The sequence below is a fragment of the Agrobacterium sp. CGMCC 11546 genome, from assembly GCF_013365515.1.
In the GTDB taxonomy this organism is placed as follows: domain Bacteria; phylum Pseudomonadota; class Alphaproteobacteria; order Rhizobiales; family Rhizobiaceae; genus Agrobacterium; species Agrobacterium fabrum.
This window is the reverse complement of the sequence record NZ_CP047387.1, coordinates 2,009,444-2,030,225: the sequence shown is the minus strand read 5'-3', so window position 1 is coordinate 2,030,225 and position 20,782 is coordinate 2,009,444. Positions and strand designations below refer to the sequence as shown.

24 protein-coding genes are annotated in these 20,782 nt (G+C 59.6%); 8 read left to right on the top strand and 16 right to left on the bottom strand.

The genetic code is table 11. The features are described 5' to 3' along the window. Window positions 1–236: 236 nt before the first annotated feature. The 6 genes from GSF67_RS10225 to lgt form a co-directional block, all read right to left on the bottom strand. Window positions 237–1,169 (bottom strand): ribose-phosphate pyrophosphokinase, encoded by a 933-nt coding sequence (locus GSF67_RS10225; RefSeq protein ID WP_010972147.1) that lies wholly within the window; start codon window positions 1,167–1,169, stop codon window positions 237–239. 221 nt (window positions 1,170–1,390) lie between these two features. Further along, a complete protein-coding gene (locus tag GSF67_RS10220; protein WP_006311143.1) occupies window positions 1,391–2,134 on the bottom strand; it encodes a hypothetical protein in 744 nt (247 codons plus the stop codon). A gap of 90 nt (window positions 2,135–2,224) precedes the next feature. Then, a complete protein-coding gene (locus GSF67_RS10215) occupies window positions 2,225–3,376 on the bottom strand; it encodes a Xaa-Pro peptidase family protein (protein ID WP_006311141.1) in 1,152 nt (383 codons plus the stop codon). 1 nt (window position 3,377) lies between these two features. Further along, window positions 3,378–4,172: a peptidoglycan editing factor PgeF gene (gene pgeF / locus GSF67_RS10210; RefSeq protein ID WP_006311139.1), complete on the bottom strand. Its 795-nt coding sequence runs from the start codon at window positions 4,170–4,172 to the stop codon at window positions 3,378–3,380. A gap of 150 nt (window positions 4,173–4,322) precedes the next feature. Next, on the bottom strand, window positions 4,323–5,423 hold the full coding sequence (locus tag GSF67_RS10205) for a class I SAM-dependent methyltransferase (protein WP_006311137.1): 1,101 nt from the start codon (window positions 5,421–5,423) through the stop codon (window positions 4,323–4,325). A 15-nt stretch (window positions 5,424–5,438) separates the two neighbouring features. Beyond that, the gene (gene lgt / locus GSF67_RS10200) at window positions 5,439–6,251 is read right to left on the bottom strand and encodes a prolipoprotein diacylglyceryl transferase (protein WP_035214755.1); all 813 of its coding nucleotides are present in this window, start codon (window positions 6,249–6,251) and stop codon (window positions 5,439–5,441) included. A gap of 98 nt (window positions 6,252–6,349) precedes the next feature. Between lgt and GSF67_RS10195 the strand changes: the two genes are divergently transcribed. From GSF67_RS10195 to GSF67_RS10175, 5 genes are all read left to right on the top strand, one after another. Continuing rightward, a complete protein-coding gene (locus tag GSF67_RS10195; protein WP_006311133.1) occupies window positions 6,350–6,514 on the top strand; it encodes a hypothetical protein in 165 nt (54 codons plus the stop codon). A gap of 47 nt (window positions 6,515–6,561) precedes the next feature. Continuing rightward, window positions 6,562–6,825, top strand: a complete 264-nt coding sequence (locus tag GSF67_RS10190; protein WP_006311132.1) for an accessory factor UbiK family protein — start codon at window positions 6,562–6,564, stop codon at window positions 6,823–6,825. Window positions 6,826–7,251: 426 nt separating this feature from the next. Next, window positions 7,252–7,752 carry a YbjN domain-containing protein gene (locus GSF67_RS10185; protein ID WP_006311131.1) on the top strand — a complete coding sequence of 167 codons (501 nt, stop codon included), beginning with the start codon at window positions 7,252–7,254 and terminating at the stop codon, window positions 7,750–7,752. Window positions 7,753–7,754: 2 nt separating this feature from the next. Next, window positions 7,755–8,573, top strand: coding sequence for a pyrroline-5-carboxylate reductase (gene proC / locus GSF67_RS10180; RefSeq protein ID WP_121651059.1), 819 nt, complete (start codon window positions 7,755–7,757; stop codon window positions 8,571–8,573). 11 nt (window positions 8,574–8,584) lie between these two features. Beyond that, entirely contained in the window at window positions 8,585–8,926 is a 342-nt protein-coding gene (locus tag GSF67_RS10175) for a tRNA-binding protein (protein ID WP_006316382.1), read from the top strand. A gap of 13 nt (window positions 8,927–8,939) precedes the next feature. Here GSF67_RS10175 and GSF67_RS10170 read toward each other — a convergent pair whose 3' ends face one another. From GSF67_RS10170 to GSF67_RS10155, 4 genes are all read right to left on the bottom strand, one after another. Then, window positions 8,940–10,319: an ATP-binding protein gene (locus tag GSF67_RS10170; RefSeq protein WP_006316381.1), complete on the bottom strand. Its 1,380-nt coding sequence runs from the start codon at window positions 10,317–10,319 to the stop codon at window positions 8,940–8,942. Between the two features lie 31 nt (window positions 10,320–10,350). Then, window positions 10,351–11,064 carry a response regulator gene (locus GSF67_RS10165; RefSeq protein WP_010972139.1) on the bottom strand — a complete coding sequence of 238 codons (714 nt, stop codon included), beginning with the start codon at window positions 11,062–11,064 and terminating at the stop codon, window positions 10,351–10,353. 2 nt (window positions 11,065–11,066) lie between these two features. Beyond that, entirely contained in the window at window positions 11,067–11,564 is a 498-nt protein-coding gene (locus tag GSF67_RS10160; protein WP_006316379.1) for a MarR family winged helix-turn-helix transcriptional regulator, read from the bottom strand. Between the two features lie 239 nt (window positions 11,565–11,803). Next, entirely contained in the window at window positions 11,804–12,403 is a 600-nt protein-coding gene (locus GSF67_RS10155) for a DUF1236 domain-containing protein (protein ID WP_006316378.1), read from the bottom strand. 231 nt (window positions 12,404–12,634) lie between these two features. Between GSF67_RS10155 and GSF67_RS10150 the strand changes: the two genes are divergently transcribed. After that, entirely contained in the window at window positions 12,635–13,279 is a 645-nt protein-coding gene (locus GSF67_RS10150; protein ID WP_006316377.1) for an MBL fold metallo-hydrolase, read from the top strand. Between the two features lie 84 nt (window positions 13,280–13,363). Here GSF67_RS10150 and GSF67_RS10145 read toward each other — a convergent pair whose 3' ends face one another. The 4 genes from GSF67_RS10145 to GSF67_RS10130 all read right to left on the bottom strand — a co-directional run bounded on the left by GSF67_RS10145 (window position 13,364) and on the right by GSF67_RS10130 (window position 16,466). Further along, a complete protein-coding gene (locus GSF67_RS10145) occupies window positions 13,364–13,579 on the bottom strand; it encodes a cold-shock protein (protein ID WP_003494703.1) in 216 nt (71 codons plus the stop codon). 444 nt (window positions 13,580–14,023) lie between these two features. Then, window positions 14,024–14,926, bottom strand: coding sequence for a DMT family transporter (locus tag GSF67_RS10140; RefSeq protein ID WP_006316375.1), 903 nt, complete (start codon window positions 14,924–14,926; stop codon window positions 14,024–14,026). A 155-nt stretch (window positions 14,927–15,081) separates the two neighbouring features. Further along, window positions 15,082–15,393 carry a hypothetical protein gene (locus GSF67_RS10135; protein WP_083816064.1) on the bottom strand — a complete coding sequence of 104 codons (312 nt, stop codon included), beginning with the start codon at window positions 15,391–15,393 and terminating at the stop codon, window positions 15,082–15,084. 146 nt (window positions 15,394–15,539) lie between these two features. After that, entirely contained in the window at window positions 15,540–16,466 is a 927-nt protein-coding gene (locus tag GSF67_RS10130; protein WP_006316373.1) for an EAL domain-containing protein, read from the bottom strand. 211 nt (window positions 16,467–16,677) lie between these two features. On the opposite strand from GSF67_RS10130, the gene GSF67_RS10125 reads away from it, so the two are divergent. After that, a complete protein-coding gene (locus GSF67_RS10125; protein ID WP_006316372.1) occupies window positions 16,678–17,880 on the top strand; it encodes a pyridoxal phosphate-dependent aminotransferase in 1,203 nt (400 codons plus the stop codon). Between the two features lie 59 nt (window positions 17,881–17,939). Here GSF67_RS10125 and GSF67_RS10120 read toward each other — a convergent pair whose 3' ends face one another. Beyond that, on the bottom strand, window positions 17,940–19,046 hold the full coding sequence (locus tag GSF67_RS10120; protein ID WP_006316371.1) for a calcium:proton antiporter: 1,107 nt from the start codon (window positions 19,044–19,046) through the stop codon (window positions 17,940–17,942). Between the two features lie 194 nt (window positions 19,047–19,240). On the opposite strand from GSF67_RS10120, the gene GSF67_RS10115 reads away from it, so the two are divergent. Next, the gene (locus GSF67_RS10115) at window positions 19,241–19,507 is read left to right on the top strand and encodes a DUF2188 domain-containing protein (RefSeq protein WP_006316370.1); all 267 of its coding nucleotides are present in this window, start codon (window positions 19,241–19,243) and stop codon (window positions 19,505–19,507) included. A gap of 294 nt (window positions 19,508–19,801) precedes the next feature. On the opposite strand, the gene GSF67_RS10110 is transcribed toward GSF67_RS10115, so the two are convergent. Further along, entirely contained in the window at window positions 19,802–20,746 is a 945-nt protein-coding gene (locus GSF67_RS10110) for a LysR family transcriptional regulator (protein WP_006310604.1), read from the bottom strand. Window positions 20,747–20,782: the final 36 nt, after the last annotated feature.

The window sequence follows — 20,782 nt, the reverse complement described above, 5'->3', positions numbered from 1 at the left end:
ACGGCATCAATGAGAGGAATGGTGACGTTCGCCAGATAGTCCACCTCATCCCGGACTTGTCTTGAGGATTTGCAACGTATTGATTTTGTTGGCGTGTTTAAAACCTCGGGACTAGCCCGAGGATGGCGTCAGGAGGCGATGTGTCTCCGCAATCGACCCCGACATAAATGCAGTCTGCCATCCAAGCTGGACGGGGTTGGGCCGGCCTGGCATGACGATTGAGACTTCTGGAGCCCTTAGTCGAACAGGCCGGAGACCGACTGTTCCTGCGCGGTGCGGTTGATCGCTTCACCAAGCAGGCCTGCGGTGCTGACCACGCGGATATTGTGCGCCGATTGCACGCCTGTGGTCGGCTGAATGCTGTCGGTGATGACGAGTTCGCGCAGCTTCGAGGAGGCCACGCGGGCAACCGCGCCGCCGGAAAGCACACCGTGGGTGATATAGGCGGTAACGCTGGTCGCGCCCTTTTTCAGCAGCGCTTCGGCGGCGTTGCAGAGCGTGCCGCCGGAATCGATGATATCGTCGATCAGGATGCAATCCTTGCCGGAGACATCGCCGATGACGTTCATGACCTCGGATTCGCCCGGACGGTCACGGCGTTTGTCGACGATTGCCAGCAGACAGTCGAGACGCTTCGACAGGGCGCGGGCGCGAACCACGCCGCCGACATCAGGCGAAACGACCATGACATTGTTGGTGTCGTAATGGTCCTTCACGTCGCGGGCGAGAATGGGCGCTGCGAAGAGGTTGTCGGTGGGGATGTCGAAAAAGCCCTGGATCTGGCCGGCATGAAGATCAAGCGTGAGAACGCGGTCGGCGCCGGCTTCGGTAATCAGGTTGGCAACGAGCTTGGCGGAAATCGGGGTGCGGGGGCCGGCTTTGCGGTCCTGGCGGGCGTAACCGAAATAGGGAAGCACCGCGGTGATACGTTTTGCCGAGGAGCGGCGCATGGCATCGATCATGATGAGCAGTTCCATCAGATGATCATTTGCCGGGAAGGAGGTGGATTGAACGATAAAGACGTCCTCGCCGCGCACGTTCTCGCTGATTTCTACGAATATTTCCTGGTCAGCAAACCGCTTTACAGTGGCATTTCCGAGAGGAACGTTCAGATACTTGCAGATCGCTTCGGCGAGGTGCCGGTTCGAATTGCCTGCGAAAACCTTCATTGCGGCCGCCTGTTTCCATGCCATCGCCTTGCGCCACGGGGCTCAATCCACCGTAACCAAGCGTCGTTCAAGGGGGAGGAACATCCGGCCGAAAAGCCTTTGCCGGATACGCCTTGTTGCCATGCGCGCCTTAATAGCGCTGTTGCTTCCGATTGCAAGAGGACTCCGCGCTTTCGCAATGATTTTCGTGAAATCTCTATGACTTCTCCCGCCGTTTCACCTCATCCGCGTTGAGAATTCTTCCAGGACGTGTAGTCGTTCAGTGTTTTTGCGGCGATATCCTGCATGGCCCTGTCGGTCACAGCGGCCCATGGATCGCTGCCTTTTGCCGCCACCGTTTCCTGCCCCTGCAGGCGATGCAGCCGCACGCCATTGGCATCGAGAACGTCCCAGACGTAGACAATATTGACCTTGCTGCCATCGGCGAAGGCGGAGAAATATCCCTTGAGGATGTTTTCGGCCGAATTGTCGTTGGAGGCGCGGATGGTCAGCCCCTTGGCCCGTGCTTCGGCACCGAGCTGGCGCGACAGCGGCGTGACGGCCTGAACGGGCGCGCCGATGATCGGCAGGAAGCGGATGGAATTTGCCGAAGAAGCGGGCGCGAGTGCGGCAGTCTGCTGCGAGGGGGCGGCCGCGGGAGGCTGAGCCGCGGTCGGGGCCTGGCGAAGCGGTTCGCCATACTGGTTGCCGCTGGACATCGCCTGTGCCTGCGCCTGCAGCGAGTTTTGCGGCGCATAGGCTGGCACGGAGGTTGCCGTTGCCGAAGCCCCTGCGGGTGCGCGGTCGGCGGCGGCGGCCATCTGGTCGAGATCGCCCTGCGTTACCGGCGTCGATTGCGAGGCATTATTGTGGCCGACATTCACCTGCGGTGTCAGCGCCTCCGTCGTGTTGCAGCCCGAAAGGGTCAGCACCAGTACTGGAACAATGATGGCCGGAAAAAATGGGGGGAACCCCGTCCGGCTCATGCGATTTTCCCTCTCATGTTCCGCTCCTTCTTGCCCCAAGGTGGCGCAATGTAAGGGCGGTTTTCCCGCTCTGTCAAACCCGGCGGCGATTTAAGCTGTGAGAAGATCGAGGTTATGGCGCGAGAGTGCTTCCGGAGCGCCCTCCGTTGTCAGATAGGTCTGGCCGAGCGTCATGGCCGTGCCGGAATCGGAATCCATCACGATCATATGCACAAAGAGCGTCATGTCGGCGGTGATTTCCTGCGGATTGCCGGCATGGAACATCTGGTGCTCCATCCAGGAAGGCGAGAAACGCGCGCCCAGCGAATAACCGCAGGAGTTCAGCCGGTGGCGGGTCAATCCGCGTTCGTCCATCACGCGGGCATGCACGTCGAAGACATCGCCGAAAGTCTTGCCCGGCCGCAGCACTTCCTCGATGGCGGTGATATTTTGCAGGCAGGCGCTGTAAAGCTCCTTCTGGCGGAAATCCTGTTCGCCGATCACCACCGTGCGCATCATGGCTGCATGGTAATGGGCGCTGACACCGGCCCATTCCAGCGTCAGCTGATCCTTGGTGTCGAGCCTGCGGCGTCCGGCCTTGTAACGGCAGAGCAGCGCATCCGCGCCGGAACCGACGATGAACTCATTGGCGGGATAATCGCCACCGCCCGCCAGAACGGCGCCCTGCATCGCGGCAAGGATCGCGGCTTCGTCCGCGCCCGGCTTGATGAGCGGCAATGCCGCATCCAAAGCATCATCTGCCAGTTGCCCGGCCTTGCGGGCATAAGCGATCTCGGCCGGGCTTTTGACGAGCCTGAGGGTGCTGACGAGATAGGAGGCGTCGCTCATCTGGCAGAAGCTGGCGAGCTGGTTGTCCAGCAGGCGGGCGACACGGCCGGTCATGCCGTGGGTGTCGTATTCCACCCCGATCTTGGCACCGAGCAGATCGAGATCGCTCAGCAGGTTTTTCAGATCGAGTGTGGGGTCCGCATTGGGCCGGTCGACCCAGATGAGGATATTGTCGATGACGGAGGTATTGCGGGCCTGCCGCAGATCGGCCGAGCGGGTCAGCAGCGTCATAGAGCCATCCGACTTGACCACCAGCGTCTGGAAGAAGCAGTAACCGAAGGTGTCGTAGCCAGTCAGCCAATACATGCTCTCCTGCGCAAAAAGCAGCAGGGCGTCCAGTTTCTCTTCGGCCATTTTTGCGAGCAGACGCTCGCGGCGGGCATCGAATTCCGAAAGCTCGAAATGCAGGGCCATGTCAGTCCTCCAGAATTGCGATTGCGGAAATCTGCCGGCCGTAATCGGGTTCGGCGCGGTGGGTGGTGCGGCGGTAGGAATAGAAACGATGTTCGTCGGGATAGGTGCAGAGACCGAGGTTCTCCGCCTTCACGCCGGCTTTCGTCAGCCGGTCGACGGTGAATTGCTTGAGGTCGAACAAGGCGTGGCCTTGCCTTTCCGTCCCGGCGAAATAATCCGCATAGGCCGGATCGATATCGGTGAAGCGCGCCACATATTCCGGCCCGACCTCATAATTATCCTGGCTGATCGAAGGGCCAAGCGAGGCGGCGATGCGCTCGCGACTGGCGCCGAGCTTCACCATGGTCTCGATGGTGTTTTCGAGCACGCCGAAGAGCGCGCCCTTCCAGCCGGCATGGGCCGCACCCACGACGCCAGCTTTGGCATCCGCAAACAGGATCGGTCCGCAATCGGCGCTCAAAACGCCCAGCACGAAACCAGGCGTTGCCGTGACCATCGCGTCGGCCTGCGGACGGTTGCCGTCGTAATTGTCATCAACAACGACGACGTCGGGGGAGTGGACCTGATGCACTGTTGCGAGGCGATCAGCGGAAAGACCGAACCATTGCGTCACGCGCCGGCGGTTTTCCTGCACCTTTTCGGGTTCGTCGTGGGAGCCGAGGCCGACATTGAGGCCCTGATAAAGCCCCTCCGAGACACCACCCTGCCGGGTGAAGAAACCGTGGCGGACACGGTTTTCGCCTGACGCGGCGAGCAGGGGGGACTGGAGCGGGAGCGGCAGCGTTGCGTTCTGCATGGTGGGGGAATTCCTTGGAGAATGTCGCTGTTGGCCAGTGGAGCAGGGTTAAGCGAGATGTTTCCTGTTGCCACGGCATTGCGTGGCGGTGTGATGCAGTGTGCCTGCTTCGTGTGTCGCGGCGATGTTGGCCCAGAGGTTATTGCGCTGTCAATCCACCGCACGAAACGGCAGAAGATGAAGCGCGGGACTTGAAACGGCGATGACCTTGAAAAGTTCCCCCATCTTGCCGGCGCCTTCGCCGGCGAGGCGGTTCACCGCTTCGGCAATTTCAAGCGTCTGGTCGGGAGTGGCCTTGGCGGCAAGCGCGCTCGCCCTCTCCTTGAGGCCGAGGCCGTGGAGAAAATCGCCCTGTCTCAGGGCGCCGTTGACATGCACGCCGGTCGCTTGCGCCGTTTTGACGAGGCTTTCGAAATCCACATGGCTGGTGAGATCGGCCTCGCCGGGATGCGAAAGCGGCGGGTCGAAGCCGTGGTTGCGCATGGCCTGCAGCGTGTCACCGTAACCGGCGACCAGATGGCCGTAATCGATCGCAAGCGCGGTGCCTCCATGGGCCGAGAGGCGCTGGCAGATCGCGGTCATCACGGCTTCGCGGGCAGGGGAAACCTCGAATACCGTGCCAAGCTGTTGCCGTTCGGGCTGCGGTGGCAGGAGGGTAGGGTCTATGCCGGCAAGGCCCGTCGAGAAAACGAGTTCGCCATTGGCATCGAGGCTGACGACACGTTCCCGGAAACCCTGCGGCGTCCTGACGAATTGCCGGATCGGAATGGCATCGAACAGCTCGTTGGCGACAAGCAGCAGAAAACCTTCCGGCACGTCGTCAAAACTGCCATGCCAGGTCAGCCGGTCCGCATGTGCTGTCAGCGTTTCCTTCTGGATGGCGGAAAGGCGGGGGCTGGTTTCTACCAGATGCACCCGCATCGTCTCGTAAAGCGGCGGCGCGATGCGGCGGATGACGCGCAGCATGTCCGACATCATGGTGCCGCGGCCGGGGCCGATTTCCACCAGCTGCGTTTGCGCCGGCGCGCCATGCCGCTGCCAGGCGTGGACGACGAAAACACCGAGCATTTCGCCGAAAAGCTGGCTGACTTCCGGCGCGGTGATGAAATCACCCGAACGGCCGAAGGGCTCGCGGCTCTTGTAATAACCGTGTTCGGGATCGGCGAGGCACAGCGAAAAGAAATCGGTGACGCTGAGCGGACCGTTAAGCCGGATAAGGGATTTGATACGTTGCGCGAGCGGTGTGGTCATGGGCGATCATACCGCTCAGGCGCTTTTCGTCGCGCTGCGTGCCCGCAGGACGGCCCAGAGGCCCAAAAGGAACATCGGTGTTGACAGCACCATGCCCATGGTCAGCCAGTTACCCGCGAGATAACCGATCTGGGCGTCCGGTTCGCGGAAGAATTCCACGAAGATTCGCGACAGGGCGTAACCGCAGACGAAGATGCCGGTCACGGTGCCGGGTGTTTTCAGAGCCTTGAAAACGTATATTGCGATTGCCAGGAGAATGACGAGCAAGAGGCCTTCGAGGCCTGCTTCATAAAGCTGGCTCGGGTGCCGCGCAAAGGGGCCACCGGTCGGGAAGACGACTGCCCATGGCACATCGGCGATGCGACCCCACAATTCGCCATTGATGAAGTTGGCGATGCGGCCGAACAGCAGGCCGATGGGCGCAACGGCGGCAATGATGTCGAACATGCTCCACACCGGAATGCCGTTCCGGCGGGCGAAGAGAATCATGGCGATCGTCGTGCCGATCAGGCCACCATGGAACGACATGCCGCCATTCCAGATTTCGATCGCCCTGATGGGATTGGCGGCGACAGCTGCCATATCGTAAAACAGGATGTAGCCGATGCGGCCGCCAAGCACGATGCCGCCGGCCGCCCAGAGGATGAAATCGTCAAGATGCTGCGCCGAGATCGGCGAGGTGTCGTTCGGCCAGAGGCGATCCGTGCGGGCGAGGCGGCGGGCATAAAACCAGCCGAGCATGATGCCCGCGACATAGGCAATGCCGTACCAGTGGATCGCCAGAGGACCGATGGACAGCGCTATCGGATCGATATTGGGGAAAGGCATGATGGCGAGTTGAGTGGGAGCGGCTATCAATCCGTATATATTCCGTCATCGTTGCTGGGCGGACAACGGATTTATCCATTGCCTCAAGGGGCCGGGCGATGATGCTCACCGGCTTCCTGACGCCAAGGAAAATGGCGATTGCGATGGCGGCGGTCAAGGGTGATTCTTTAAGCTGCGGCTTAAGATACCGAAGGCCTGCCAAGCTGTTGCGATTTTTCGATTTCGCTTGCAAGGCGGCGGTGGAGTGCCTACCTGAAGGCTAGCAACAGCGGGCCAGACGATGCCCCTGAACCGACGAAGGATGAGCGCCATGAGCACGACAGGCACCAATCGTTTTCTGGATGAATTCGCCAAGCTGATGACCGATGCGGCGGGCGCGGCGCAGGGCGTGCGCAAGGAAGCCGAGGCTGCTTTTCATGCGCAGGCGGATCGTTGGCTGAACAGCCTGGATGTCGTCCGGCGCGAGGAGTTCGACGCGGTTCGCGAAATGGCCATTCAGGCGCGGGATGAAAACGACGCGCTGCGCGGCCGCATCGAGGCTCTGGAAGCGAAGCTTTCCGCCGCCAAGGACTGATTTTTTCAGCATTTTTTGGGGAGGCCCCGGATCGCTTGCGATTTCGGGGCTTTTTGTTTTCGGTGTGTTTCGTCCGAAAGACTTGCGGTGGTTAAAAGCGGTCGTCTGACGCGATTTTTTTGTGCCTGTGGACACTTCCAAAAAACGCAGTCGGCAGAGTCGCTTAAGACTCTCGCCTGAGGTGATGGGGGAGAAGATATCCACTGCTCAAAAGGCAAAAATGGCGGGGAAGGGGTGGCAGCCGGACTCGGCCATTATACACTGATTTTAAATGATGATTCGAAAAGACCTGGTAAGCTCCAGACAGGGTGAATGCGTAATTCTGGTGGTGTCGGGCAATCGTCTCAAATGTTTATCCCGGTTCGTATGTGCGTTTTGTGCCCGGCGTTCAAAACACGACATTCTGGCCGGCTGAGAAGGTGCCGCATGAGTCTGATAGAATTTGAAATTGAGCGTCAGTCCAATCCAGTGGACATGATCGAGATTGTCGCTGCCTCGAACGACTGGTCGTTCGAACGTTCCGGCGAAGACGAGATCGCCATGACGGTGGCTGGTCACTGGGCCGATTATCACGTTTCCTTCTCGTGGATGGAAGACTTCGAGGCACTGCATCTGGCCTGCGCTTTCGACATCAAGGTGCCGGATCAGCGCGTCAACGAGGTCATTCGCCTGTTGTCGCAGGTCAATGGCCAGGTGTTAATGGGGCATTTCGATCTGTGGCGGCAGGAAGATGTGGTAATCTTCCGCCAGTCGCTGCTTCTGGCCGGCGGTGCCGAGCCGAACAACCAGCAGGTGGAAGTGCTGCTTTCCAGCGCGCTTGAGGCCTGCGAGCAATATTATCAGGCATTCCAGTTCGTCGTCTGGTCGGGACTGGATGCCAAAAGCGCAATCGAAGCGGTCATGTTCGAGACCGTCGGAGAAGCTTGAGCATGGTGTACAAGGCTTCAGGTCCGCTCGTCCTCGTGGGGGCCGGCAATATGGGCGGCGCCATGCTTTCGGGCTGGCTGAAAAAGGGTGTGCCGGGATCGAAGGTCGTCGTCATCGACCCACGCCCCTCCGACGCCATGCGCACGACGATAGCGGAAGCCGGCGCGACCCACAGTGAAAGCGTGCCTGAGGGCGTCAAGGCCGGCATTCTTTTCGTGGCGGTGAAGCCGCAGATGATGGATGCCATCTTGCCGTCGCTGAAGCCCCTGCTGGGTCCGGAAACGGTCGTTGTCTCCATCGCGGCCGGCACCACCATTGCCACTTTCGTTTCGCATTTCGGTGCGGTTGCCGCCGTGCGCGCCATGCCCAATACGCCTGCCATGGTCGGCCGTGGCGTCACCGGCGCTTATGCCAACGATCTTGTCACAGCCGAGCTGAAAACCGTTGTGGACGGGTTGCTGAAGGTTAGCGGCCCGGTCGAATGGGTTGAGGCCGAACGTGACATCGACGCGGTGACCGCGGTTTCGGGAAGCGGCCCGGCCTATGTCTTCTATCTGGTGGAATGCATGGCGGAAGCCGGCCGTAAGGCCGGTCTGCCGGCCGATGTGGCCATGCGTCTGGCGCGCGAAACCGTGGCCGGTGCCGGTGAACTCCTGCATCAGTCTCCCGAGGAGGCGGCGCGGCTGCGCCAGAATGTGACCTCGCCGGGTGGCACCACGGCTGCGGCGCTGTCCGTGCTGATGGCCGAAGACGGCATGCAGCCCCTGTTCGACAGGGCCGTCGCCGCCGCGAAAACGCGCGCCGAAGAACTGGCGGGCTGAAGGAGCGGGTCATGAGCGGCGAAATTTCCTATGCCGATTTCGAAAAGGTCGATATCCGCGTCGGTACGATCGTGGAGGCGGTGCCGTTTCCGGAGGCTCGCAAGCCTGCGATCAAGGTGAAGATCGATTTCGGACCCGAGATCGGCATCAAAAAATCCTCTGCGCAGATCACGGTGCATTATACGCCGGAAAGCCTGGTCGGCCGGCAGGTTCTGGGCGTGGTGAATTTTCCGCCGCGCCAGATCGGTCCTTTCCGGTCCGAAGTTCTGACGCTCGGTTTTGCCGATGCAAACGGCGATATCGTGTTGGCCGCGGTTGAACGCCCTGTGCCGAACGGCGAGAAGATGTGCTGACGGCCGTTTGCCGTTAAGCCGGGATCTTGACGATGACCCGCAATCCGCCCATCGGGCTTTCATCGAGCGACACGTCGCCGCCATGGCTGCGGGCGATATCGCGCACGATGGAGAGGCCAAGGCCCGTGCCCGAAGCATTGAGGTTGCGTGCCTCGTCCAGCCGGAAGAACGGCTTGAACACATCCTCGCGGGAGATTTCCGGAATACCCGGACCGTCATCGTCGAAGGTCATGATGATGGAGCGTGGCGCCTTGCGGATATCGACGTGGAGATTGCTGGCGTAACGCCGCGCATTTTCGGCCAGATTGGCGACGAGGCGTGACAGCGCATTCGGCCGGGCGATGATCCTCTCGATATTATAAAGTTCGTAGCTGAATTTCTTGCCATGCAGCTCGAAATCATGGCCGATCTTCTCCAGAAGCGCCGGAAGCTCCAGCGTGCCGACATCCTCTTCGACCTCGGTGCGGGCGAAGGCCAGATAGGCCTCCAGCATCGACTGCATGTCGTCCACATCCTTATCAAGCCCTTCGAGATCAGGATTGTCGCCGGCGAGCGCCAGTTGCAGCTTGAAGCGGGTGAGAATGGTGCGCAGGTCATGGCTTACACCATTCAGCATGGCGGTGCGCTGCTCCATCTGCCGCTCGATACGCTCGCGCATCAGGATGAAGGCAAGACCGGCACGCCGCACCTCGTCCGCGCCGCGTGGGGAATAGCCGCTGATCTTCTGGCCCTTGCCGAAGTTTTCGGCCGCCTTGGCAAGTGCTTCGATGGGTTTGATCTGCCCGCGCAGGAACAGGATGGAAATGGCAATCAACACCAGTGACGCGCCGACCATCCAGACGAGGAAGATATGGGTATTGGAGGCATAGGCGGAACTGCGGCTGGTGAAGACGCGCAACGTCTTGTCTTCGAGCTGAACGCGGATTTCCACCAGCGAGCCGTTGCCATAGGTGTCGATCCAGAACGGCCTGCCGATTTGCTGTTTCAACTGATCGGCAAGGATCCTGTCGAGGATCGAAAACAGCGGCTCGGGTTTGGGGGCCGGCAGATCGGTCTTGGGCTCGATGTAGACGCTGAGGTCGAGTTTTTCTCGCGCGATGCGGATGACGCGCTGATAATCGTCTTCTTCGGGGTCCGTCTGCAGAAGCTCGATGACGGCAGAGATATCACGTGTCACGGCGGCGGACAGGCGCTCCGTCACCAATTGCCAGTGACGTTCCATGAACACGGCCGCGACCACGGCCTGAAGCAGGATCATCGGCAGGATGATGATGAGTAGCGAGCGGGTGTAAAGGCCGGTTGGCAGCCAGTGGCGCAGCCATCTGCCGGCGGAGCGCCATACCTTGGCCACGGGGCTCTTTTTGAACGTGTCGAAAAAATCGAGGCTCGCCATGGTCGTGCGTTTGCCCTTCTTTGAGTGCCCGTCAGTCCACGCTCAGGCGGTAACCGATGCCACGCACCGTTTGCAGATAGACAGGATTGGCAGGGTCGTCCTCGATCTTGCGGCGAAGACGGTTGATTTGCACGTCGATGGTTCTTTCACCCACTTCCGATTCCGCCTCCACCAGCTCGTGGCGCGGAATGGTATCGCCGGCGCGCAGGGCGAAAAGCAGCATGATTTCCTGTTCGCGGTCCGTCAGCCGGATCGTTTCGGCACCGCGTCGCAATTCCCTCTTCGGAATGGAGAAGCTGTAGGGGCCGAACATGATCTGTTCGATCTTGGGCGTGTCGGGCGAGGTGTTGCGCCGCAGGATATTGTTGATGCGCAGGACGAGCTCGCGCGGATCGAAGGGCTTGGCGAGATAGTCATCGGCGCCCGCTTCCAATCCGGCAATGCGCGAATCCGCTTCCGAACGGGCGGTCAGGAGAATGACCGGCACGGATTTGTTCTCGTTCAGCGAACGGGTCAGCGAAAGCCCGTTTTCGCCGGGCATCATCACGTCGAGGATCAGCAGATCGAAACGGATGCCCACCATCTTGCGCCGTGCTTCGGCCGCGTCGCCGGCCACCGAGACGCGATAGCCCTTGTCGCCAAGGAAGCGTTGCAGGAGATTGCGAATGCGGGCGTCATCGTCGACGATCAGCAGATGGGCCGCATCGTCATCCACCGGCACGCGGTTGGTCGGAGCTTGTGCCATCGTCATTCACCCTCCACGCTTGTCGGGCTGCGCATCTGCGCCAGGAACTTGCGCACGCAGGCGCGGGCATCCGGTCCCAGCCCTTCCAGCGCGCGGTCGATGCGGCGCGATTGCGGTTCGCTGAGCGCCAGCGCCAGTTCGCGGCCGGTCAGTGTCGGGTAGAGCCTGCGCTGGCGGCGATCTTCAGGGCCGGCCATCTGGCGGATGTAACCATCATCGATCAATTGCTTGAGCACGCGGGCGAGGCTTTGTTTAGTAATCTGCAATGTGTCGAGCAGATCCGCCACGGTCATGCCGGGCTGCCGGCTGACGAAATAGACCACCCGGTGATGCGCCCGGCCGTAATCCAGCTTCGACAGAATGACGTCGGGATCGGAGACGAAATCGCGATAGGCGAAGAACAACGCCTCGATCGTATCGAAGTCGATCTTGCCGTCGTCAACCTTCGGGAGTGCCGGTGTCTGCCTCGCGGCGGCGGTTTTGAGCGATTGCGGTGGCACTGCGGTTCCTTCATATCCTGCGGCTGTCTGATCATAGGCTGACAGGCATCGATGCGCCTATATTCTGTAAACATAGCCGAAAATGCGTCCGCTCGGGAGAATGCCGCCGATCATTTTCTGTTGCGGTGGATAATATGGCGCGGGTGCGGGTGCAACTGGAATCCTGAGTGGCCTTTACCGGAAATAGAAAAGAGCGCGGAAACTCCGCGCTCTCCTTCATTTTTGTCGTGATGGTGGTGTTACTGATAAACGTAGACGATACGACGGGTCGAGGGTTCCACGAGAACCGGGACGTCATTCACCCGAACATACCGATACTGATAGTCGGGGACTTCAACCATACGGGTATCTGCGGGGAGAACACTGCCCACTGCGATGTCGCCGTCATAGGTGACGGTCTCGGCAGGATGCTCGTCCATATAGGTGATGACCGATTGCGGCGGATCAACTTCACCGACGCGGCCAAGGTTCGGGTCACCCGGGTTCGGTTCTGCCTGAACGCTGGCGGTTTTTTCATAGGTCACCACGGGCACGCTGAGGTCCGAGCGGCGCTGTTCGAGAATGACCGGCGAGCCCTCATACATGACATTCAGGTAGTCGGCATGAGCCCAGCCGCGAAGGCCGTTGACTTCGATGCGGCACCAGCTGCTGCCTTCCATGCAGCCATCCAGAACGGCGTTGCTGCCGCGGGTGGCAAGGCCCAGTTCGGGGTAGTCTTCACCGGGGCCCGAGCGAACGGAAATATCCGATGCCGTCGTGGCGACCATGGCGGCGTTTGCATAACCCGCCATCAAGGCGAAGGCGCCGCCAGCGATCAGCATTTTAAGCGTCTTGTCCATGTGTCTCACTCCTTTTAAGACTGGTGCTACAACGTCGCAGCCGACGGGGCGTTCCACATTTTTCGCCGGAAATTGTCGCTGCAAGCCCGGAAAATATTGTTATCTATCTGTATTTTATAGTGATTTTTTGAGTGGCCGGGCCGCTGAAAACGGGCATCTTTCCGTCGCCATTGTGCCGCAACCGGTCGCGGGCTATAGGAGGCGGACCCTTTCAGACAGGAGATACGGGATATGGGAAAGTTGCAGGCGGGCATTATTCCGGTCACGCCATTCGAGCAGAACTGCACCATCCTGTTCGATCAGGATACCAAGGAAGGCGTCGTCGTTGATCCCGGTGGGGATGTGGACGTCATTCTGCAGGTCGTTGCCGAAAACGGCATCACGCTCAAGGCAATATGGCTGACGCACGGGCATCTTGACCATGCCGGCGGTGCCGACGAACTGCGCGAAAAGCTTTCCCTGTCGGTCATCGGGCCGCATGAGGATGACCGGCCGCTGCTGGAGAGGATCGAGGTGCAGGCACAGAAATACGGCATCAGCGGTCTGAAGAATGTCCTGCCGGACACATGGCTGAAGGATGGCGACAAGGTTTCCTTCGGAGACCACGTCTTCGAGGTCTATCATTGCCCGGGCCATGCACCCGGCCATGTCATTTATTACAACCGCGAGCAGAACTTCGCTCATGTCGGCGACGTGCTGTTTTCGGGATCGGTTGGGCGCACCGACCTGCCGGGCGGAAACCACGAGCAATTGATGGCATCCATTCGCGACAAGCTGCTGCCGCTGGGTGACGATGTGGGGTTTATCTGCGGCCATGGCCCAGGCGGGCGGCTGGGTGAGGAACGGCTCAACAACCCCTATCTCAAGGGGCTTTGAATTGGCCAATAGAGGCTTTCAGGGCGCATAAAAAAACCCGGCATTCCTGCCGGGCTTCAACTAGAAAAGAAAGCCGTTTTAGGGTCAGCCAGCAATCTGCAGATTGACTGCCTTCGGGCCCTTGCCGCGACGATCCGGTTCCGTGTCGAAGCTCACTTTCTGATTTTCTGAAAGTCCGGACAGGCCAGAAGCCTGTACGGCAGAGATGTGAACAAAGATATCAGCGCCACCATTGTCTGGCTTGATGAAGCCGAAGCCTTTGTCGGTATTGAAGAATTTTACGGTGCCAGTTTCGGCCATGCATCAGGTCCTTTTCGCTCTGCCCGCGTTCAGCTACAGGCAGCATTACAGTTTTGCCCCGCGTGGGCGTTGGCAGGCAGTTCTTGACTATTGAGAAAATGGACCTTCGCAGCGGGAAGTAATGGCGTTCTCATCCAACGTTTTTCGTCCCACCGCCCGAGGTTTATAGCGTCCCCGGTGCGCACATTTATAGGCCTTCCCATGCTCGCAAATTGCCCGAACCGCGGTAGATTGCTGCGTTTATCGAAAATTGGCAAGCAAAAGTTTTCACGGGCTTTTTGTCAGATAAAAAACCTCCGGTAGAATTACACCGGGTAATCGCACATTTTTTTCGCATAAGCGATAATTGATGAAATAATTGCCGTTTGCGCCGGACTTTCTCGGCAAAATTTTTAACGCGCAACCGGAATTCTTGCGAAAACAGAAAAATCCGTTCTCTCCGTGTCAGGTCGCTTCCGCCACGGTTTTCTGCCGTTTGCGCGTCAGTTCCGGTACGAGTTCAACGATCAGGATCGCGATGAAAATGAGCAGGCAGCCGACATAACCAGCGCTGGAAATGGTTTCCTTGAGGAAGATCGAGGCTAGGAGAGCGCCGAAAAGCGCCTCCGAGGACAGGAAAATCGCCGCCTGCGGCGCCGTGGTGTAACGCTGGGCAATGACCTGCAACACGAAGGCGAGGCCGGAAGAAACAAGGCCGACGTAGAGAATTTCCACCATCGATGCTTCGATCGCCGCCATGCTGATCGGTTCGAATACGGCACCGATCATGCAACTAAGAAGGGAGCAAACCGCGAACTGAGTGAAGGAAAGCGCCAGCGGCCGTCCGCTTTCGGAGACGAAGCGTCCCGCGAGCGTAATCTGGATCGCCCAGAAGAAGGCGCAGATGATGCTGAGAATATCCCCCGTCGTCAGCGTCTCGAAGGCGCCGCCGGAGAGGAGAAATATGCCGCCGAGCATCATCAACGCGCAGGGCCAGACGACCCAATGGGGATGACGACGGTAAAGCACGACGGCGATGACAGGCACGAAGATGACGTAAAGCCCGGTCAGGAAGCTGGAATTGGTGACGGTCGTGGTCAGAAGGCCGACCTGCTGGGTGGTGGCGCCGCCGAACAGGGCCAATCCCACCAGAATGAAGCTGCCGATTTCACGGCGGCGCGGCGGCGATTTCAGCGAGCGTGTTTCCATCAGCGCGAAGGGCAGCACCGCGATCGCGGCGATGGCGAAACGCAGGCCGACGAACCAGAATGGGCCGATCGAGGCCATGGCGGAGGATTGGGCGACAAAGCCACCTCCCCAGATCGCTGCTGCGAGGAGAAGCAGCATATTGGCCTGAACACGCGTCATGAGTTGGCACCAGCACAGCAGGGGCCGGGAACATCATCCAGTCACGGCCGTGGCAAACAGGGATTTTTTGAAATGCCGATCCAAAGTTGCGGATGGCTGTTTCCCGGTTGCTTTAGCAGCAACGTGCCGGTGCCGCAAGTCGAGGCGGGAGCGGCTTATTTGTAGCGGCGGGCCTCGTCCTTCAGGCTGCGCCGGGTCAGTGTCAGGCCGCCAATGCCGAGACCGATAAAGGCTGCGGCTGAAAGAACGATGAGTAGCAGGTGAGGGCCGGCCTTGGCGGTTGCCGCCACCTGCGGAATGGCTGAGGTGTGCAGGGTGTCGAGTGTTTCGGTGGCCGCATTGGCCGAGGTTGCGATGCCGGCGGCCATGGTGACGATGACAAGAAAAGCCGCAACGGCCATCCAGAGGGAAAATAGCGTTCTCTGCGCCCTTAACCTTTCAACGGAAGTCCGATCGTTGGTAAACATGGCTGTCGCCTCTTGTCCCTGTTCTTAAAGGATAAAAGAGGCCCCGAAATGGACGGCTTGGAGACCGAATTCTGGCGTTCCGCGGCATTTATTGCGGCCATATTGTGGCAGAGCCACCTGCGAGGCTATTTCTCCCGCAAACGGCGTCAGAGGCCGCGTTTTCCGAAGGTCCTGACCTGGCGTAGCGGATGCGGATCGGGCGCGCGGTCTTCCCTGGAAAATGCCGGTGCCGCCGTGTTTCTCTCCGTCCTTGAAGGGGAGAAATATTCGCTGCCGAGTTCGGGGAAGCGCGTATCGAAACTTGTCGGTGCGAGTTCAGGTTTTGCCAGAACATAACCCTGCATCAGCAGGACGCCGAGGTCTTCGCACAGATCGACCTGCCAACTGGTTTCCAGCCCTTCGAATACGGGCTCTATGCCATCCTCGCGGAACTGGCGGACGATGACGCGCAGGAGGGCGGCGCCGGCCGAATTCTGCATGAAATCACGCACCCAGCCCGCTTCGAATTTCACGTAGTCCGGTTTGATGAGCTTGACCCGGTCGATGTCGGAATCGCCGGCACCATAGTCGTCCAGCGCCACGCGGAAACCGATATCGTGCATATGATATGCGAAGTCGGCGACCATCTGGGTGTCGGAGGCCTTTTTCTCCGAGATTTCGCAGACGATGCGGTCCGCTGTCATGCCGGCCTCGTGTGCGGTCAGCCGCATGCGCTCCACTTCCTGCCGCATCTTGGCCGGGGTCTGGAACAGGCCCGGATGGAAATTGACGAAAATGCGGGCGCGGGAACGGTTGAGCTTGCCGGTGTTGAGGATATGGATCGTGCGCAGGATGCTGTCGATATTCTCAATGTCTTCAGATGCAACAAGCGAGAAGAATTCGCCCGGCGTCACCGGCTCGCCATTGTGGTGGGGCCGAACCAGACCTTCGAAGGAATCGATGTCCAGCATGCCGCTTGCCGTGCGACGGAAAATCGGCTGCAGGGCCGATTTCAGGTTGAAGGTTTGATAGGCCGTGGACCATGTGCCATCGACCTCGCGGACAAGACTGGAAAAGATGCTTTTGGGCGCCATTTTTCAACCAGCTATAGAGACACGACCCCTAGGCTCGCCAATGTAGCGTATCAAGCGTTACTTCCGGGTTAAGGAAGGTTTAAATTCTCCGCTGGTGCAGATAAGCCGGCTTTTGACCTTGAAACTATGTCCGTCTTTCGACATAGAAATTGCCGTAGCAGACAAGATTTCCAGCCTCTGCCGATGTCAACCCCAATAGGACCGATTAAAAATGGCCTTCCTTGCCGACATTCTCTCCCGCGTAAAGCCATCCGCCACCATCGCCGTTACCCAGAAAGCCCGTGAGCTGAAAGCCAAGGGTCGCGATGTGATTAGCCTTGGCGCCGGCGAGCCGGATTTCGATACGCCCGATAATATCAAGGAAGCGGCCATTGACGCCATCAAGCGCGGCGAAACCAAATACACGCCGGTTTCCGGCATTCCTGAACTGCGCAAGGCGATTGCCGACAAGTTCAAGCGTGAAAACGGCCTCGACTACAAGCCGGAACAGACCATCGTCGGCACCGGCGGCAAGCAGATCCTCTTCAACGCCTTCATGGCGACGCTGAACCCCGGTGATGAGGTCGTCATTCCCGCGCCTTACTGGGTCAGCTACCCGGAAATGGTGGCGATCTGCGGCGGTACGCCGGTTTTCGTCAACGCCACGCTCGAAGACAATTTCAAGCTGAAGCCGGAAGCGCTGGAAAAGGCTATCACGCCGAAGACAAAGTGGTTCGTCTTCAACTCGCCTTCCAACCCCTCGGGTGCGGCCTATTCGCATGAGGAGTTGAAGGCGCTGACGGACGTGCTGGTCAAGCATCCGCATGTCTGGGTGCTGACGGACGACATGTATGAGCACCTGACCTATGGCGATTTCAAATTCGTCACCCCTGTGGAAGTCGAGCCTTCGCTCTATGACCGGACGTTGACGATGAACGGCGTCTCCAAGGCCTATGCCATGACCGGCTGGCGTATCGGTTACGCTGCCGGCCCGCTGCCGCTGATCAAGGCCATGGACATGATCCAGGGCCAGCAGACCTCGGGCGCAAGCTCGATCGCACAGTGGGCCGCTGTCGAAGCTCTGAACGGCACGCAGGATTTCATTCCGGCGAACAAGAAGATCTTCGAAGGCCGTCGCGATCTCGTCGTTTCCATGCTCAACCAGGCCAAGGGCATCAGCTGCCCGTCACCGGAAGGTGCATTCTACGTCTACCCGTCCTGCGCCGGCTTGATCGGCAAGACCGCGCCTTCGGGCAAGGTCATCGAGACGGATACGGATTTCGTTTCCGAGCTTCTGGAAGCCGAAGGCGTTGCCGTCGTGCAGGGATCGGCTTTCGGCCTTGGCCCGAACTTCCGCATCTCCTACGCCACGTCGGAAACTCTTCTCGAAGAGGCCTGCAAGCGCATTCAGCGTTTCTGCGCCGATTGCCGCTAATCGGCCTGCGATATTGAATAAAGAAGCCCGGCAGCGATGCCGGGCTTTTTTCGTTTCGGTCAGAGCCCGAGAAACAGCAGCATGATGAAGGTGGCGAAGAGGATGAAATGCGTCATTCCCTCGATCGCATTGGTTTCACCGTCATTGAGGTTGATGGCCGCGGCGATGAGGGTGATGAAGACCATCACGGTCTGAACCGGCGTCATCGCCATGATGAAGGGCTGGCCGGTATAAAGCGCGATGCCCTCCATGACCGGCACGGTCAGGATCACCGTCGACAGCGACGCGCCCATGGCGATGTTGACGACGGCCTGCATGCGGTTGCGCAGGGCGGACCGGAGCGCGGTGAGGATTTCCGGCGATGCCGAGATCGTCGCCACCACCACCGCCATCAGCGCGGGCGGCGCATTCGTGCCCTCGAGGCTTTCGCCCAGGAAGGCCGACATGAATTCCGCCAGTACGCCGATCAGCACCACGCCGGCAATGATGAGGCCGATGGAGAGCGGCACGCTGCCTTCGTCTTCCTCTTGCCCATGCCCGTCCGATGCCTGACCGGCCGGATGCGCCTTGCGGGGATAGGTATAGCTGAAGAAATAGCTGTGCGGACCGACCTGCATCTTGAGGAAGAGCGCATAGAGCGCGATCATCGCCCCGATCGTGAACACGGAATAGATGTGCCAGCTCTGTTGCGGAATGAACTCCGGCACGATCATCGAAATGCCCATGGCGGTGAGGATCATCACACCATAGGTCTTGCCGGAATCGTCATTATAGGGCTGCTCGCCGTGGCGCAGACCGCCGATCAGGGCGGCCAACCCCAGGATGCCGTTGATGTCGATCATGACGGCGGAGTAGATCGTATCGCGCACCAGCGTTGGTGAACTGGATTCGCTCATGATGATGGCGAGGATCAGCACTTCCACGGCGACCGCCGAGAGTGTGAGGATCATCGTGCCGTAGGGATCGCCGACCTTGGCGGCGAGAATTTCAGCGTGATGGGCAACCCGCATCGAGACGAGAACGATCAGCCCGATGAGCACGATTGCAGCAATCAGCCCCGCCGTCTTTCCGGCTTCGAATATCGCATGTTCCACCATATAGGCCGCTATTGCCGCTGGTATTGCCAGAAGCAGCATGCGCTCCTGTTTCAAAATAGAACCCACCATCGATTTCCCTTCCCCTGACAGGCCTAGGCTGTGACGTATCGTCCCTCAGATCAAGCAGGATTTGCGCTTGAATGCTTTTGGTAGGATAGTGATGTCGCAGGACATGCTGCTCATGCCGCGGTGTCCCCGTCGGGTGCAATGCTTGAAGCGCGGTTGTGGTTGCCATGTCGCCTACCGAAACAGGAGGACCATGCATGACCAAAGTGGTGTATGAAATCGTCGAACATGACGGAGGTTTCGCCTACCGCATGAACGGCGCCTATTCCGAAACTTTCCCGACCTATGCCGATGCCGTCGAAGCAGCCCGCATTGTCGCCGCCGAACAGCAGGTGGGCGGTGATGACGAGGAAATCAGCTATCAGGACGAGCGCGGCCAATGGCATGAGGAATATAGCCAGGGCGGCGACCGGCCGGAAGCCGAGGTGGTGGACAAGACGACGGATCTGGCCAGACCGTTTTGACGGGTGGGCTGCGGATTTCTGGAGAAATCGAAATGCTCTGGATGTCGCCTTTCAGAAGGTTGTCCATTCACAGCGGACCCGAAGGTGCGTGGAGCTTAACCCCCCTCTGCCCTGCCGGGCATCTCCCCCTCAAGGGGGGAGATCGATCTGCGGCAAGGTTTCGCACTTCTGGACGCTTGAGAATGAAGCGATGAAAGGGCCTCTTGCCGATCTCCCCCTTGAGGGGGAGATGCCCGGCAGGGCAGAGGGGGGTTAAGCTCCACGCACCTCCGGTCCGCTGTGAATGGACAAACTCTAACGCCGTTTTGGCGGGGCGTTCGGATCGGTTTCCTTGAGATGGGCTTTCAGACCCTCGACGAGAGCACTGAAAACGGCACGGCACCGCGGCGAGGTCTTGAGATTTTCGTGCATCGCCACCCAGGTGTGCAGCGGAATATCGATATCTGGAAGAACGTGGACTAGCCGGGGGTCCTTGCGCGCCAGGCCGATCTGGCAGACGCCGATACCCGCGCTGGCGCGGATCATGGCAAGCTGGGCGAGGTTGCTGTCGGCGCGGATTTCGAAGGAAATATCTTCAATATCGGGTATGTCGGGATCAAGCGAACGCATCCGCTGGATAGCCGCCCGGATGAAGGGCGTCTTGCGGTCGAAACCGACCATCCGGTGCTCGTTCAGTTCTTCCATGGCTTTTGGAATGCCGGCTTTTGCCAGATAGTCGCGCGTCGCATGAAATCCGAGGCGGAAATTGCCGATGTAGCGCATGACGATCGCATCCTGCTGCGGTTCGGTCATGCGGATGGCGATGTCGGCCTCACGTCGCAACAGGTCTTCCAGCGTATCAGAGAGAGAAAGCTCGATTTCCAGCCGGGGGTGGACCTCCTGCATCAGGGCGACGATCGGCGGCAGCATTTCCACGCCGATGATATCCGATGCGCTGATGCGCACGGTGCCTTCGATCTTGCCGACCTCGCCGGAGGCCGCGCGCATGAGGGCGGCCGCCGTCGCCGCCAGATTTTCCGCATAAGGGCGAAGCGCCAGTGCGGCCTCCGTCGGCATCAGCCCGTGCGGGGAGCGGATGAACAGCGGAAAACCGACGGCCTCTTCCAGCGCACCAATGTGCCGCCCCGCCGTCGGCTGCGTGATACCGAGCTCGCGCGCGGCGGCGGAAAGCGAGCCGTCACGCAGCACGCTGAGGAAGGTGCGGTAAAAATCCCAGCTGACATCCCGGCTTTTGGTCATAAAATTTTGTATGGCCGCTCCACCTATTTCGACAAT

Coding starts and splice junctions, on each gene's coding strand:
- GSF67_RS10225 (WP_010972147.1), bottom strand. CDS start 1,169: ATGAAGGTTTTCGCAGGCAATTCGAACCGGCACCTCGCCGAAGCGATC.
- GSF67_RS10125 (WP_006316372.1), top strand. CDS start 16,678: ATGGCCTTCCTTGCCGACATTCTCTCCCGCGTAAAGCCATCCGCCACC.
- GSF67_RS10195 (WP_006311133.1), top strand. CDS start 6,350: ATGATGCTCACCGGCTTCCTGACGCCAAGGAAAATGGCGATTGCGATG.
- pgeF (WP_006311139.1), bottom strand. CDS start 4,172: ATGCAGAACGCAACGCTGCCGCTCCCGCTCCAGTCCCCCCTGCTCGCC.
- proC (WP_121651059.1), top strand. CDS start 7,755: ATGGTGTACAAGGCTTCAGGTCCGCTCGTCCTCGTGGGGGCCGGCAAT.
- lgt (WP_035214755.1), bottom strand. CDS start 6,251: ATGCCTTTCCCCAATATCGATCCGATAGCGCTGTCCATCGGTCCTCTG.
- GSF67_RS10140 (WP_006316375.1), bottom strand. CDS start 14,926: ATGACGCGTGTTCAGGCCAATATGCTGCTTCTCCTCGCAGCAGCGATC.
- GSF67_RS10215 (WP_006311141.1), bottom strand. CDS start 3,376: ATGGCCCTGCATTTCGAGCTTTCGGAATTCGATGCCCGCCGCGAGCGT.
- GSF67_RS10205 (WP_006311137.1), bottom strand. CDS start 5,423: ATGACCACACCGCTCGCGCAACGTATCAAATCCCTTATCCGGCTTAAC.
- GSF67_RS10120 (WP_006316371.1), bottom strand. CDS start 19,046: ATGGTGGGTTCTATTTTGAAACAGGAGCGCATGCTGCTTCTGGCAATA.
- GSF67_RS10175 (WP_006316382.1), top strand. CDS start 8,585: ATGAGCGGCGAAATTTCCTATGCCGATTTCGAAAAGGTCGATATCCGC.
- GSF67_RS10130 (WP_006316373.1), bottom strand. CDS start 16,466: ATGGCGCCCAAAAGCATCTTTTCCAGTCTTGTCCGCGAGGTCGATGGC.
- GSF67_RS10190 (WP_006311132.1), top strand. CDS start 6,562: ATGAGCACGACAGGCACCAATCGTTTTCTGGATGAATTCGCCAAGCTG.
- GSF67_RS10170 (WP_006316381.1), bottom strand. CDS start 10,319: ATGGCGAGCCTCGATTTTTTCGACACGTTCAAAAAGAGCCCCGTGGCC.
- GSF67_RS10110 (WP_006310604.1), bottom strand. CDS start 20,746: ATGACCAAAAGCCGGGATGTCAGCTGGGATTTTTACCGCACCTTCCTC.
- GSF67_RS10220 (WP_006311143.1), bottom strand. CDS start 2,134: ATGAGCCGGACGGGGTTCCCCCCATTTTTTCCGGCCATCATTGTTCCA.
- GSF67_RS10145 (WP_003494703.1), bottom strand. CDS start 13,579: ATGGCCGAAACTGGCACCGTAAAATTCTTCAATACCGACAAAGGCTTC.
- GSF67_RS10165 (WP_010972139.1), bottom strand. CDS start 11,064: ATGGCACAAGCTCCGACCAACCGCGTGCCGGTGGATGACGATGCGGCC.
- GSF67_RS10150 (WP_006316377.1), top strand. CDS start 12,635: ATGGGAAAGTTGCAGGCGGGCATTATTCCGGTCACGCCATTCGAGCAG.
- GSF67_RS10185 (WP_006311131.1), top strand. CDS start 7,252: ATGAGTCTGATAGAATTTGAAATTGAGCGTCAGTCCAATCCAGTGGAC.
- GSF67_RS10135 (WP_083816064.1), bottom strand. CDS start 15,393: ATGTTTACCAACGATCGGACTTCCGTTGAAAGGTTAAGGGCGCAGAGA.
- GSF67_RS10155 (WP_006316378.1), bottom strand. CDS start 12,403: ATGGACAAGACGCTTAAAATGCTGATCGCTGGCGGCGCCTTCGCCTTG.
- GSF67_RS10115 (WP_006316370.1), top strand. CDS start 19,241: ATGACCAAAGTGGTGTATGAAATCGTCGAACATGACGGAGGTTTCGCC.